This is a genomic window from Fibrivirga algicola (assembly GCF_011742925.1).
Taxonomy (GTDB): domain Bacteria; phylum Bacteroidota; class Bacteroidia; order Cytophagales; family Spirosomataceae; genus Fibrella; species Fibrella algicola.
The window spans coordinates 110556-124423 of the sequence record NZ_WAEL01000012.1 but is presented as its reverse complement, the minus strand read 5'-3'; the positions used below and the strand labels follow the sequence as shown (position 1 = coordinate 124423).

The 13868-nt window shown below is 46.3% G+C and carries 13 protein-coding genes; 8 read left to right on the top strand and 5 right to left on the bottom strand.

Going from position 1 to position 13868, the window contains the following annotated elements:
* Positions 1-8 precede the first annotated feature (8 nt).
* The 6 genes from F7231_RS25315 to F7231_RS27520 all read left to right on the top strand — a co-directional run bounded on the left by F7231_RS25315 (position 9) and on the right by F7231_RS27520 (position 5702).
* Positions 9-1340, top strand: a complete 1332-nt coding sequence (locus tag F7231_RS25315) for a tetratricopeptide repeat protein (RefSeq protein WP_166694025.1) — start codon at positions 9-11, stop codon at positions 1338-1340.
* A gap of 463 nt (positions 1341-1803) precedes the next feature.
* Entirely contained in the window at positions 1804-3276 is a 1473-nt protein-coding gene (locus F7231_RS25310; RefSeq protein WP_166694024.1) for a hypothetical protein, read from the top strand.
* Positions 3277-3281: 5 nt separating this feature from the next.
* Entirely contained in the window at positions 3282-4031 is a 750-nt protein-coding gene (locus tag F7231_RS25305; protein WP_166694023.1) for a hypothetical protein, read from the top strand.
* A 12-nt stretch (positions 4032-4043) separates the two neighbouring features.
* Positions 4044-4391 carry a hypothetical protein gene (locus tag F7231_RS25300; RefSeq protein ID WP_166694022.1) on the top strand — a complete coding sequence of 116 codons (348 nt, stop codon included), beginning with the start codon at positions 4044-4046 and terminating at the stop codon, positions 4389-4391.
* 513 nt (positions 4392-4904) lie between these two features.
* Positions 4905-5111, top strand: a complete 207-nt coding sequence (locus tag F7231_RS27525) for an IS110 family transposase (protein WP_310589397.1) — start codon at positions 4905-4907, stop codon at positions 5109-5111.
* Positions 5112-5177: 66 nt separating this feature from the next.
* Positions 5178-5702, top strand: coding sequence for a transposase (locus F7231_RS27520; protein WP_229370353.1), 525 nt, complete (start codon positions 5178-5180; stop codon positions 5700-5702).
* A 356-nt stretch (positions 5703-6058) separates the two neighbouring features.
* Here the strand turns inward: F7231_RS27520 and F7231_RS25290 are convergent, their stop codons facing one another.
* A complete protein-coding gene (locus tag F7231_RS25290; protein WP_166694021.1) occupies positions 6059-7099 on the bottom strand; it encodes a hypothetical protein in 1041 nt (346 codons plus the stop codon).
* A 158-nt stretch (positions 7100-7257) separates the two neighbouring features.
* Here F7231_RS25290 and F7231_RS25285 point away from each other — a divergent pair, with 158 nt between their 5' ends.
* On the top strand, positions 7258-8583 hold the full coding sequence (locus F7231_RS25285) for a radical SAM/SPASM domain-containing protein (protein ID WP_166694020.1): 1326 nt from the start codon (positions 7258-7260) through the stop codon (positions 8581-8583).
* A 532-nt stretch (positions 8584-9115) separates the two neighbouring features.
* Positions 9116-9382, top strand: a complete 267-nt coding sequence (locus F7231_RS25280; RefSeq protein ID WP_166694019.1) for a PIN domain-containing protein — start codon at positions 9116-9118, stop codon at positions 9380-9382.
* Between the two features lie 811 nt (positions 9383-10193).
* Here the strand turns inward: F7231_RS25280 and F7231_RS27550 are convergent.
* The 4 genes from F7231_RS27550 to F7231_RS25260 form a co-directional block, all read right to left on the bottom strand.
* On the bottom strand, positions 10194-10556 hold the full coding sequence (locus F7231_RS27550) for a plasmid pRiA4b ORF-3 family protein (protein WP_166694018.1): 363 nt from the start codon (positions 10554-10556) through the stop codon (positions 10194-10196).
* 8 nt (positions 10557-10564) lie between these two features.
* Entirely contained in the window at positions 10565-11293 is a 729-nt protein-coding gene (locus F7231_RS27545; RefSeq protein ID WP_166694017.1) for an IS1096 element passenger TnpR family protein, read from the bottom strand.
* A gap of 106 nt (positions 11294-11399) precedes the next feature.
* Complete coding sequence (locus F7231_RS25265) at positions 11400-11711, bottom strand: hypothetical protein (RefSeq protein ID WP_166694016.1); 312 nt, start codon at positions 11709-11711, stop codon at positions 11400-11402.
* An 818-nt stretch (positions 11712-12529) separates the two neighbouring features.
* The gene (locus F7231_RS25260) at positions 12530-13375 is read right to left on the bottom strand and encodes a hypothetical protein (protein WP_166694015.1); all 846 of its coding nucleotides are present in this window, start codon (positions 13373-13375) and stop codon (positions 12530-12532) included.
* Positions 13376-13868 lie beyond the last annotated feature (493 nt).

Sequence of the window (13868 nt, the reverse complement as noted above, 5' to 3'; positions counted from 1 at the left end):
CAGCGCTGATGAAAACCACAGACGAATTAAGCACAAAGAAACGGCTGTTGAGCGATACTGTCGGCGTTTCTGTTTACCTGTTTATTGCTTTCAGTATAGGAATAGGATTTGTTTGGAACGGATCGGTCAGCGGCAAACCCCACACGGCGGTTTTGTGGGCGTTTGCCTGTTTTATGCTGGGTGCCCTGATTGGTTTCCTTTTTGGTATTCCAAAGGTGCTTCAAGGGAACGCAGTAACGGCGGTGCCTCTCAACGCGGCCACACCTTCAGTAGCGCCATCAGCTGCCTCGGCGCAGCGGACACCCAATAGCTACGACTTGCGGGTGAACACCAACTTAGAGCAGATTTCTGACTGGCTCACCAAAATTATTGTTGGGCTGGGGCTGGTTGAGCTGCGAACGGCCCCGGCCCGGCTCAAACGGGCGGCCGATTACATTGCCACCGGAATCGGCCCGAACACACAGCATTTTGCGGCCGGACTGATTGTCTATTTCATCATACTAGGGTTTATTGGGGCTTACCTCATCACGCGGCTTTACATCACTGGTGCGTTTAGCCGGGCCGACCAGAACGCTATGCTGCAGCAGCAAGAGGACCGGCAGCGGGTTGAGAATTTGATCTTACCGGAACCAGGTCAGGAAAAACAGGTTACGCCCTTGACTGATGATGACAAGAAAGCTGCTAAAAACGTAGCAAGCAAGCCACTTGCCAACCTAAGCACTCCCACTGAGCGTTCGGTTTGGGCCAAAGCGCAGCTTTCTCTGGGTAATTATGCAAATGCTGTGAAGGCTTATGGCACAGTTATAAGCGAACTGAGCGAAGACCCGGCCAGCCGGTTTGCCTACGCTACAGCCCTGTACTACAGCGGAGCCAAAGAAATGGCTTATCAGCAATTACGAGAGGCGTACAACCGTCTGACGTCCGAAACAGACAAAGTTCTGCGCCGAAACGTGTATCGGTTTTTAACGTACGTGGCACTCTATCTAGATCCACCAAAAGGCTTCGATGACGCAATCCGATTTGGGGAAGAGTACGTTGGTGATAGCAAAAACTTGGTTTCGGCGGGGGTGTGGACTAATCTGGCTGCAGCCTATGGGCAGAAAATGAAATGGCTACTGGCCAATAATTCAACCGATCAGATTACGCTGGATCAGACCAAAGCACGGGCGCTGGCAGTAGTGCAGAAAACTGTCAGCATGGGCGAGCGCTGGAAGAGAAAAGTCCGGGAACTAATGGATAAAGATTTTCCCGGTAAAGACCCCGCAGAAAACGACTTAGAGGTATTTGCCTCTGACGCTGTTTTCCGCGCGGCTGCGGGTCTTCCTGAACTCAATGGTTGATGGCTACGGTCAGGCTGTCGATTGTAAGCTACAACTGACCAATGCATAGTAGGTACAGTAATTAAATGACAGAATAGTCAGTGCTTGCCTCAACTACAGTCACAACTATCAAAAAGGAAGTTAGTTTTTTTACTCTACTTATCATCGGCTCCCTTTTAGGGGTCAGGACAAGGACAACAAGATGCCGTGCTTTAAGCTGACAAATGTCAGGTAATTATTCGGAAGAGGACGACACTGGTTTTCCTACAAATTCACCATTTCTCGACTCACTATTAGCCAAACTGGCTGGAATTAATCCTGCGCTTTCCCACCTTAAATACGAGGGGTTTCCCATAGCTGTGCTTGATTGAGCGGCCTATCTTCCGCTCGACGTAGCCGTTCATTCGACATGAGACATACAATTACTACTCGTTCCCTTTTCTTAGTGCTCTATAGCCTACTTCTGATAGGGACATATCGCACCATGGCACAACCCATGAGTGGTTCGCCCCTCAACGATGAAGTAATAAGCATCGACATGGCGACCTTTAAGCCGAGCAGGCGCGTCCCTTTTGATCGCCCGTTTATCCTCAAGATGACAGTGCCCAGAGAGGCAACTATTCAAAACGTATTTGTCTATGACGTCGCTGAGGCAGAATCAATTGATCGGTTTAATCAGGCGGCAAATACAAAAGGTAAGAACCTGTTTAAAATGATCAACCCCATTAAGGGCACCACCTTTTCTCTCGAAGACGGCGTACTCTACATGGGTATTCCTCCCCTGAAACCCAATACCAATTACGATATTGTACTAATAAATGCCTTTTCCGATGACCTGCTGAAACACCTTTTCAAGGTTTTTTCGCTGCTACACGCCTCAAAACCCCTTGATGCCCAACAGGTATTTAGTGACAAGTTAGACGTCTCGAAGGTTGAGCCATCCACGCTTAATGTCATTCCCAAAAACTACTACCACGCTACGTTCTCAAGCACACAAACGTTTTACGCTACCCAAGTAACGCCATTACTCAACGGGATTGAGGATGTTTCGGCGGCAGCCTCGTTGCGCTTAGCGATCGACAACCTCCCCAAACAACTCATTTTTCCCGAAGCGTTCACGCTTAAAGTTGATTCCAATGCGTTAGCGGCGATGAACCTACTTACAGAGCAGACCTACCTTGAAGCTGTGCTTCGTGGCACCCAGCGGTTTGCTATAGCCCAACAAAAACCCACCGACGCTCACGACTTCCCGGCCCGGCTTGTCAACCTCGCTAATTCGCGGCGAATGGTGGGGCGGCTCAAATTGTTGGCCCTCAACCTGCGACAGAAAGCGCCCACTGATCCCAATTTCTCTCAGTTTGAACAGGTGGTGACCAAGCTAGAAAGCGCCCTTTTTGACAAAGAAAAGCTACTGGCTGACAACTATAAAGAGATGGTGAAGCAGATTCAGAGGAACTCTGATTTCTGGTATGGACAATTGCTGATTGCGTCGTCGGGTTTCGAGACCATCCAGGCAGGTTCAAGCTATTACCTGATTCCTGAGATTGGTGTTGCCAATACGCTTCCCATTGGCTCCGACGGTACCTTTACCTATCTGCCTAAACTGTTGCTCGGTTTTAACCTGGGGTTTCGGCCTATCGACAAAAATTTAAAACCCAGGTATGCACCCCGTGAAGCCCGGTTCTGGTATCGTACTTCTTTTACGGTCGCTATTACGGTACAGCCAATCAAACACCCTGACTTTGGCGATTTCTTCAATAACTCATCGTTGTTCGTGGGTGTCAACTATCGGCTCAATCGCAGCATCCGCCTAGGTACAGGGCCTTTCTTCCTCAGGCGCACAAACGTAAACCCGCTTATCAGCGAGAAGCCCATCATTGTAGCTCCTTACGTATCGCTCTCGTTCGATGTCGACATTACCAATGCAATCAATCAGCTCACCCGTCGCTTCTTCTGAACGCCATGAAAACAACGTACCTGACATACCTACTAACCCTTTCGTTGTTACTCTTGACCTGCAAACCTGATGAACTGCTAACGGCCAATCTTATTAGCGAAATGACCGTTAGCAGCTCGACCGTAACCGCCGACGGGGCTTCGACCGTGACTGTATCGGCCTTTCTAAACCCTAACATAGACTCCGATAAACGGACGGTGGTCTTTCAGACCACCGGTGGTAGCTATGCTGAAGCTAAAGACGGTCGCACCACCAAAGCAGCCGAATTTGTGGATGGCCGGTTGGTGGCCAGCGTCACGCTACTGGCCCCCATCGTCGCCTCTCCAACAAGCCTGACTGTAGCTGCCGAAATGGCCTATGCTGAACTCCGTCGCGACTATATAGCCCGACAAGTGATAAGTGTGCTCCCTTCTCTACCCGAGAAGCTGCAACTAACGGCAAATACCCTTGGCGCACTGTCGGGATTTCGGGGTGATGTAGTGCTGACGGCCCGCCTACTCAACAAAGACGGCCGGGCACCCTCCCGAGGGACCGAGGTGGAGTTTTCGGATCTAATGCCCAACGGAACAACCTCCGCAAACGGGCGGTTTAGAACAGGCAACACCCTGAAAACCAGTGACAATACTGGACAGGTGATCGCCTATTATTCACCTGGTGAATTTGTTGCTGCTACCGACGTAATACTGCGAGCTACTGTCAAGACTGTGCCTACGGCCACCGATACTCTCAAACTCCATGTTCGTTTAACCGACTAACTCCCTATCCCGATGCTGACCCCAATTAGCCCTAAAAATTTTGAACTGCTCGAAGACAATGTCGATGACCTTGCCGCTATGGTAAACCATTTTTTTCAGGAAAGGAACCTGCCGTTTGAGCTGATGCAGTTTCGGGTGTGTGAAATCGATGCTCCCGCCTCTAGCGATATAGAGGCTGCATGGGAAACACAATTTGTGCCAGACGGTGCACAAAGAATCTCGTTCGATAGATTTGCCGAAAACTTTGCGCCCCTTCGCGAGCGGTTTTCCGACTTAAACGACGTGCATTGTTCAAACGGTGTCTTGCGCTACCGTTGCGACCCCAAAACGGGTGCTTGTGTGCCCATCTGCCGTCCCTGATTTCTCAGGGCAGGGATAGCCGCTATGCTAGCGCAGCGGTTGTCCTTACAGTGGGTCAAGCTGTCAGGTTTCCCTTAACATACTACGTTTGAAGCGCAGTCCGATTTTGTCCCCTTCCTGCTTAATTTGACTGCTAAGAAGAGCAACCAATGTGGGTCGAGACATAACATGGGCCAAGCCCGTATCTTATGTCTCGACCCACATTGGTCAATTTTGGAAGCTTGGACAGTTCAACTGGTCAACGCCGTGTATAGTATGTTAAGCTAGCAAAATTGAGCGCTCAGTACGCTACTCCTTGTCTTCTTTTCCCCCTTTGACCCATGAAAACGTATGTTGGCATTGACGTCTCTAAGGACACCCTGGCGGTAGCACTCCCGCTAAGCGCAGACACCTGGAAAGTGAGTAACTTTACGAACGCACCTGAGGGTATTCGTCGATTAAACAAAGCACTCCTCAAAGAGACTCACGTTATTCTTGAAGCCACCGCAGCGGCGGACCGTCGGATCTTACTCGGTGCTACTCATTTACCTACTTTGCCAGGCAGGTATCGCCATCTCGGTCATTAACCCCAAGCAGAGCCACCATTTCGGCAAGATGCAACTTTCCGTGACCAAGATTGACATGAGTGATGCGGTCCTATTAGCTCGCTATGGACAGATGGCACAACCTCCTATTTATGAGATGGATAGTGACATGATGCTGTGTCTAAGACAAAAATGAACGCTGCTTCGTCAGTACAAAAAGCAGCAACGCGCTCTGGCTAATCTAGCCCATTCATTCTCGCCTTTGCCTATCAAGGATGATCAGGTTCAAGTGAGTTTGACGCAGATGTTAGCTCACTTTCAGGAAGCTATTACCCTGTTAATGGGCGAGATTCAGCAGTTGACTGAGCAGCACTTCCCCAGCCAGATCCATCGATTAACATCCATTGTGGGTATCTCTACAACTATTGCTACTGCCTTGATTGACGTAACGGGAGGCTTTCGCCAGTTTCATACGACCAAGGCATTAGCTAAATACATTGGCGTGGTAGCGGTGGTTTATCAGTCGGGTAAATCCAAAACCACCAAGGGGATTTGTAAGACCGGCGATCCTCAATTACGAGCCATGTTGTATATGGCCTCTTGGTTAGCGATCCGCTATAATAAGCCTTGCCAAGAGGTTTATCAACGTTTAAAGGCGGCTGGTAAGTCGACCACGCTGGCGTTGGTGACTGTGGTTTACAAGTTGCTTCGTCAGGCTTTTGCGGTTATAAAGTTCGACGAGGATTTTGACCCTAATTATCGGCCAGTTTTACGCTCGCTTACTTGACTTTTAACACAGTTCATAATGAGTCGTCTGAAACCTGACGTATGCTACAGGAAAATCTATTCAGATTTACAGTATGGGCAAGCTTTTGTAGGCTCTACGAACGCGTAACCCCTCCAGATCGCCGTGAACAGAGTATAAGTCAAACTTACCTTAAATCAGTTGATTGAGGTGAAATGACGGATTTTGTACGAGACGGCAAAGCTACCTGTCCTAAGGCCATGAGGGTTTCATAAGCATGTGCCGCCCCTGATATACGCTCAAATTCCTTCATACTCGACTTCTGCGTATATCAGGGGCGGCACATGCATAAGAAACCCTTGGATCCTGGGGTTCCGCCCCACCGTGAGCCAGAAACATTACTTGCCCTTATTTTCTTCTTTTCTCCGTTTTTTGTCGATCCAAACTCTTAGTTTACCTTTCGATTTCATATCTGATTTGACCCTAATACGGTTTTTATGTTTCTCTTTAAAGAAGTCCCAGTATACACTATCTATCTGGCTATCACCCGCTTCAAAGAAGGCTGGTCTCAAACTTCCTCGTTGTGAAACTTTTTCCAATATTATAGTACCAGAGTATATGGTGTCGTTTACATTATGGAATTGACCCAAAGCAATTTCGCCTGCGTCAAACTCTTCATCTCCAATATGTAGTAAGATATGTAAGTCTCTAGCTTGGTCATTACCCAAGCGTCCTTGAAGCAGAAGGTGCTTTCCTGTTCGACCGTATATACTGTATTGGCCGTTGTACGTTCCCAGCTTACCTGGTAAGCCTTCAGAAGCGTCAATATTGTTTATGACTAGTTCAGCAAACGGCTTTAGATGTACTACTGCCCGAGTAAGACCTACTACTTCTGTCTGATTTTCAGGATCAACATATTGTTCGTAGTAATATAGCCACCAACGGCTGTTCTCAAATTTACGTTGTCTGTCGCTTGGTCTCCATTCCTCTAAAGCTGTGAAGTTCGTCAGGCTGCTTCGCTCACCTATAAAAATTAGTAGTAGCAAAAGCTCATCTAGCGTTCTTACGACTGGTTCTGAGAAGCGTATCTCAAGACTAAGATCGTATAGAGCTTTTGGATAATGCCTTGATATGCCCTCTTTCTCAGCAATTTGCTTCATGTATATATCACCGAAAGGCCTATAGTAATTAGGACTTTCATACTTGCGTAGAGTTTGTAACAGCAAATTATTGTTTTGAAAATCAGATACTTTTAATGATGTCTGCTTGTTAAGCCCGCTATTGTTGCCTCCTTCTTTTTGCAAAATCTCATATTTGCATACAACCTTACAAAACAATTCAATTGCTTTCCATTGAGAAAGTAAATATTTTGTCATTGCATAAACTGCTGTGTAACAGCGTTTTAAGTTGGTAAATCTTTCAGATAGAATAAAATTCAATTAATAAGAAAAATAACAAAATATTATTATGAATTTTCCCATTAAACCCAACAATTATTTGGCAAAAACGAACTCTAGGAAAATAATTCCTGTTACTTCGATCAAATAGTGAGATTTTTCGTGGGTTTCAACGTGTAAGTTAGATAAAACTAATCGCTATGCAATCGGACATCATTACATTGGATTTCGAGGACAAGTTGAGCTTGCCGGAGGATGTATCTATACATACGATTGGCGAGAAGACACTTTTTATCGATGTTCAGCAGCCGAGCTGGGTTGCTTTGGAAAACCCAGAGACTGAAGCATTAAGAAGGTTACTGAGAGGTGCTACAATTGGTGACGCATTTGATGCTATCCGCTCGTATGGCTACAGCGACGAGGTGAGCGCGAAGTACTTACAAGCTTTGCTGACTAAGGTTAATAATCATAGTTTTCAGAAACAATCTTCTACGCGTAAGAAAGATTACTTCACTATTCAAGTACACTTAACAAACCGATGCAATATCAGATGCTCACATTGTTATGTAGAGTCGGGGAAGCCTTTTAACAATGAATTAGGGAAAGAAGATTGGATAGAAATAATAAAGGCTGTAGCAGCTTATCATGAGAACGTACATTTGAGTATAAGCGGTGGGGAGCCTCTTACGGTCCCTTGGCTCTTGGACTTCGTTGAAGAAGCGTACAGCCAATTCGGGTGCTCAATAAGTATGCTTACGAATGCAATGTTATGGACCAATGAATTCGCTAAAAAGGTCAGTCCATACTTAGAGCAGGTGTCTGTAAGTTTTGATGGATCAACTGAGGAGGTGCATGATAAAATCAGGGGCCATGGTGCCTATAAAAAGGCACTGAAAGGACTATACATTATTGCTGAAAACGGGATACCAATCACGTTGAATATGACTCTGATGAGAAGCAACCGCGAGAACCTATTAAATAATATGGTTTCGTTTGTTGACGGTCTTCCGTTCATGGTAAATGTGGAAATAGCCAATTATATATTAGAAGGGCGTGGATTAGCTAATACTCATGAACCGCTCACTCATAAAGAGTTTGTTACAACATTAAACATCATTACCCCGCAATTACTTAGGGGAAATTTCGTCCCATCTAAGATTGCTAAACGTAGCAACTGTGGCTATGGTACATCCTTGGCTATATACGCAAATGGCAGTGTTTCACCTTGTTTAACACCTCGGTTTATTCAAGGAAATTTTCTTAAGACAAATGCTACAGAAATTGTAGAGGGTATTATGAGGGGTTATCAAGCATCGCTTGTTGATAAATTACCCCTATGTAAATCATGCGATTTGAGGTACTTGTGTGGAGGACGTTGTCATCTCTCACAGCTTACGAAGAGCCTACCTATCTCGCAGAATGAGTGCTTGTCAAGTTATAGACAGAATTTTTATTTAGGTCTAATTGACCAGTTTGAGAGACAACAAAAATCTTTTGATTCTATAGTAAATTTAATTTCAGTTTAACATAAACAATTTAAAACTATGAAGAAGCAAATCAGCTTCCCGGTGCTTCGCAAAACTGCGAACGCACAGACTATTAACACGCTAAATAGCGGCCTTATATACATAGGGAAAGCTCGCACTAGCGACGAGATGGTCTGCGCTGACAAGAATTCAGTTGTAGGATAATCTTATAACTGTACTCAGCGATTAATACTATATCTGTAGTATTGATTAACAAAAATGTAGTGCAAAAATTATCTCTTGCACTACATTTTTGTTAATACGAGTATTTTCGTACAAAACCGTCGTTTGGAGATTGCTTATTGATCAATTTTTTTTCAATTTGCTTACGGTACCGCATCTAGGTTTTTCCGAGGCTGAATGGGATGAGATGGAAAGGCAACTCCGGTCTGACCAATGATCTTCAATACCAATCTGGTTATCCGTCATGTTACGGACGCAGACCCTGTTGCCCATCCGCGTAGTGATGCCGATTGTGGTCGTTAGCGAATTGGAAGCACTAGCCTTGAAAAATGATTGGGGGTGTTAAAAAGTGAAATTCATCCACCTGATCGACTCATGTCCAATCGTGAACCTGAACTGGGAGGTGACGCGCTTCTATGCTGAGATCGATGTATTCAGTCAGGGAAGATCAAAACAGACGCCGTTGCCACTAGGCATCAGCGCCCGTAATATGGGTAAGAATGACCTCTGGATTGCCGCCATCGCTTTGTATCTGAATATGGAGTTGCATACGGCTGATCATGATTTTGATCATTTGCTGATCAGTGGGTTGAAGCTAATAAAGCATCCTGTTTAGCAGGACAGCCATCCTTAAATTCATACGGTAAACTCCGCAATCCGAATTTTTTTAAGCAAGGCGAGTGAAGCCTATCCGCCCCATGCCGTGTCCGTCGTTCTATGCCGCTTCAGGGCCGCGTTTTTACCAGCTTTACTTAGCCGTGAACCGCATTGGTATTATTCCTAAGAGCGCTGTTAGTAGGTGAAACGTAGGCCGAAACCGTTACGTGAACGGCTTAAAAACGGATAAAACGGTTTGGAATCGGTTACCGAATCGGTCTTCTAACGGATACAAACGGATTGAGAACCGTTTTTCTGCTTGGTGAGCCCAGGGCCAAACCGGTAACTGCTGCCCCCCGCTAAGCCTTTCTTCAAATCGGTGGGTTGATGGCTAGTAAGGCTGTCCAATTGGTTTGATGTGTACTCTCTGGAGCGAGCTAATCCAATTTTGATGGTTCACCTAGACATTTTGCTTAACATAATTGGCTTTATGAAACGGTAGGCATCTCCATGAAATAGGTTGACACGATCTGGTGTATAGCTTTGCCTGCAAGCCCCTTTGTGTATCCCGAATGGGCCGACCGTCGATCTGGAATGGTCAGCTCTTCAGGATATGTACCTGGCTTAAGAAATCGAACTGCCGCGTGTGAAGCAGGAAGTTATGCGACAGGGTAACCACAAATGAGGGTAACACTACGGCCAGTACCTCGAGTTGATGTAGCCAGACTCAATGAGCTAAAAAAACGAATAATATATTCATTCAGTTGCTTCTCCTGCCAATGCTCGGAAAGATCAGTTGTAGAACGGGTACGAAACGGATAGAATGCCCCTCAGAGAAACCGTTTAGCCAGTTGCCGGTTGATGGTCGTGAGGTTAAACGAATCGGGATTGTAAGCGCCGCCCAACCAGTTCAGCCATTGGTCCCGGGCAGGATGTGTTTTGTTATGCAACACCGCCAGCAGGTTTTCAAAGCCGGGTACGCCTCCGCAATCTTCGGGCGGGCAATTGCGCTCACCTGCCGTGCAGACGGGATATTGGGTCGCCGCTTGGGCGGGTTGCTCTGGTTCTATCTGAATCTGGTGCTCCCAACCGTCTCCGAAATCATAGGTATACTGAAACTGCGTACTGGAAGGCGAAAGCACCTCCTGCAAACGCACCTGCGCCTCATCGATGGGCTCGTCGTCGGTCTCCAACGCCTCATTTATTGGCCCGATGCGAGTGCATTCACCCTAAACTCATGCATGTGAGCATTTTTCCAGCCCATTACGAGCTGAATGACTTGGTGCAGTTGAGAAAACGTCATGGAGGAACAGACTAACACCCGCCGCCAAATCAGCGGGTTTGTTCCTGTAAGACGAATTGTTAAGGGAATGATCGCCGCCTCATCCCTTGGCTGGTGCGACACAGATTTTTCCACCGATGCAAGAACAGTTTGCTGCCACTGTGCCGTTGGGGTCTTATAGCCCAGGGCTTGATGCGGGCGCTCCTGATTGTAGTGTTTGAGCCAGGTATCAATCGTTTGGCGGAATGCCGCTTCCGTCTCCGGCTGGCTCCAACTCAACCCTTCCCAGGCCAGATTACGCCACAGACTTCGAATAAATATAGAAACTGACGATTTACCCTGCCGCAAGTCGAGGGGCAGACACTGATGAGTTTGATAGGCGGCCAGCAACGCCGGGCTCTTAAAGAGTGGGTCGACTCCGATTACCAATGCGGGCGGAGAACCGTATTGCTGGATTGTCTCGTCGAGCACCTGGGCCACGGCCTGGGGTGTAACCGGGCGCAGCACCTGCCAATGTAGGGCTTTACGAATCCGTAAATCCATAATTCCCACGACCGTAAAGGATTTACGTTGCCACTTAACGACAGTCCGATCCAGAATCCAACAGGCCGGTAATGCAGAATGAGTTGATGGAGCAGTGGTAGGCATCTAGTTAAGCGGTTGTGCTAATTAGCTGATTTCCTGGTGATAGGCCGGGCCAGCCAGTTCCGTCACCAGCTGGTTGGGTACGTTCATCAACGTTAAGTCAAGGGGCTTATTCTTCATTCTGATTGTCGAGAAACCGGCTCATTACCCGTGCGCTCTGCAGCGCCTCTTGCTTCTCCGCGCGGTAACGCGCGAGGGCATGGTCTAGCAAAAGGGTTTTAGTCGTCAGGTTGAATTTGACCATCCAGCAGTGCCACAGCTCGTTAAAGGATTTCTCGCCCTGTTTATCGGCGATGTAGGTATCCCAAACGTAGGCAAAGTCTGACGAACCGCTTTTTAAGGCGTTGATGTCGTCGCGGCTGTAGTTCCAGAACAGGGCGTTGAGGCAGTCGATGGCGATTAATTCCTGATCATATTCCATAGGTTAAAGCTAGGGGGAAAATGGATAAATACCCTACGTACCCTTACCTCAACTTGACAGGGATAGTTACATGAAAGAGGGACTTAGGAGGGGTAGACTCAGCGACCGGAGCCATTGCTGTTCACAATAGTAGTACTATTCGTATACTGCACTTATAGAATAGTACTACTTTATGCTCAACGAATCCAGTGCATAATCCCTGAAAAACCGATTTACCGAGTCACTGGCGGGTCGCAAGCAGTGTTTCTTTCGTGTCTACCCCCTTACCATTGGCGAACTGCCCACCTTCCGGGGCGTGGTAGCTTCGGCCCTGACCTGTGGCCGGAGGCCGCTCAGTTTGTGCCGACCGAGTACGAGCGGCTTAAAAGCTACTAGGTGGAGTACGTTCATTTTGGAGGCTTTCCCAAAGTGGTTCTCGCTGAGGCACTAGCCGATAAGCAGGACTTGCTGAGCGATATCTTGAGCGCTTACATTAATTTCGATATTCTGACCCTGTCGGACATTGGGGGGCCGCCCACATTCGTACGAAATGTTCCATGAAGTTCCAACCATAAACCAACGGTATAATAATGTGCAGTTTACGTAAGTGGTAAAGGAAATGTCCGTTTTCTTTACCACTTATTGACGCCATCAAATGAGTGTTTTAAAGCCAGTTTTCGGGCAACAAACTCAGTCAATGAATCAACGGCAAGAATCTTTTTCAGTTTAACGGGTTGTTTTACACCTTAGAAATAGTCGGTGGAACATTTCGCACGAATGTGGGCCACTCCCCCTCTTTGTAGCTTTTGATCACATTCTATTCGCTGCCAGTGCACTTCTTAAAATTCATCGAATAAGTCTAATTGGGCCTGATCATTCGTTGGCGTTAGCACACCGAAAGCTGCCTGGCTTTCTAACTCGGGTCTTGGCCGAGCATAAAGCCACTTGGGTCCTGATGTACTCTTGAGCGAAAAACGGTTCAGGTAATTCTCAATCTCTTTATTCTGCTGAGGATGTACCCGATTTATTTCTGCCATGTTGACAAAAATAACGTTTTGTTTACTTTGGGTGATGTTACCGACCCGATCACGAATATGGTGTAGCAAATGCTCTGAAGCATTATCATACTCACCCGTTGGCAAGAGGTATTTGTAGCTTATGTACAAATAGGCATAACCCCGTTGGTAGGTTGAAACGGCCAACTCATATTGAGCTGATTGTTGCTGAACCTGCTGCCAGGCTTCTATCTCCTGTTGGGCATCATATATTTTGCGACGAGATTCAGCCTGGGCCAGTGGTGGTAAATGATCTATTTTGTTCTGGAGTTGATTAATCGATAATGACAAGCCATTGAGGTAGTCATTAATGTGTTCGTCGCGCTCTTCTTCGGTGAGGTCATGCGGCTTTTTGAGCCAATATTTATGCTTACTAAAGAAACTCATGCGTACAGCTGGTCGGCCATAGTTGATCATTTTCACGGTTTTGCATCCGAAATCCCGCCAAGTGGCGAACTCGGCCATGTATTTACTGTCGACAAAGTGAATGTCCCCACATTCCTGCCAATTACCCTCTATGTCCCATTCATCTCTGTTGGGCTTCAGCTTTGGAACTTTAGTAATTTGCTCGGATAAGCCTGTGAGTAGGTAATGGTATTCTTTATCGCTGAATTTTGTCTTTTTTTTCATAGTAAGTGAACAGTCATTTAGTACAAAGCCGAGAAAGTACTTATTTTACTCTGAGAGTAAAACTAATTTTTGTGAAGCACTTTTAATATTCTTGATTTAAAAATTTGATTAATTATGGTAGGAGCAATGATCATTATACCCTCTTTGATCAATTACAACTTGTTTATTCTTTTTATTTGTTCTGAAATTGAGAGTTTGACTACTTGATACTTATAGGTTGCTTTTTTGGAACACGAATTAGTTGTTCATCAGTAAGTTGGTGGAAGTTTGGTCATTTTAAGGCAAGCTGCAGGTAGGTTCAGGCAAGAAGCGAGTAGGTTCAGGCAAGCTGAAAGTAGGTTCAGGCAAGTTGTAAGTAGGTTCAGGCAAGATAGAAGTATCCACAATTGGTTCTTTAAGCAAGATGAAGGTAGATTCGGGCAAGCTAGAAGTAGGTTTAAAGCAAGAAGCTGTTGTGATAATGATGCTTTAAGAGGTATAATATTCAGATTAT

Coding starts and splice junctions, on each gene's coding strand:
- F7231_RS25260 (WP_166694015.1), bottom strand. CDS start 13,375: ATGAAAAAAAAGACAAAATTCAGCGATAAAGAATACCATTACCTACTC.
- F7231_RS27545 (WP_166694017.1), bottom strand. CDS start 11,293: ATGCCTACCACTGCTCCATCAACTCATTCTGCATTACCGGCCTGTTGG.
- F7231_RS25305 (WP_166694023.1), top strand. CDS start 3,282: ATGAAAACAACGTACCTGACATACCTACTAACCCTTTCGTTGTTACTC.
- F7231_RS25310 (WP_166694024.1), top strand. CDS start 1,804: ATGGCACAACCCATGAGTGGTTCGCCCCTCAACGATGAAGTAATAAGC.
- F7231_RS25265 (WP_166694016.1), bottom strand. CDS start 11,711: ATGGAATATGATCAGGAATTAATCGCCATCGACTGCCTCAACGCCCTG.
- F7231_RS25285 (WP_166694020.1), top strand. CDS start 7,258: ATGCAATCGGACATCATTACATTGGATTTCGAGGACAAGTTGAGCTTG.
- F7231_RS25315 (WP_166694025.1), top strand. CDS start 9: ATGAAAACCACAGACGAATTAAGCACAAAGAAACGGCTGTTGAGCGAT.
- F7231_RS25300 (WP_166694022.1), top strand. CDS start 4,044: ATGCTGACCCCAATTAGCCCTAAAAATTTTGAACTGCTCGAAGACAAT.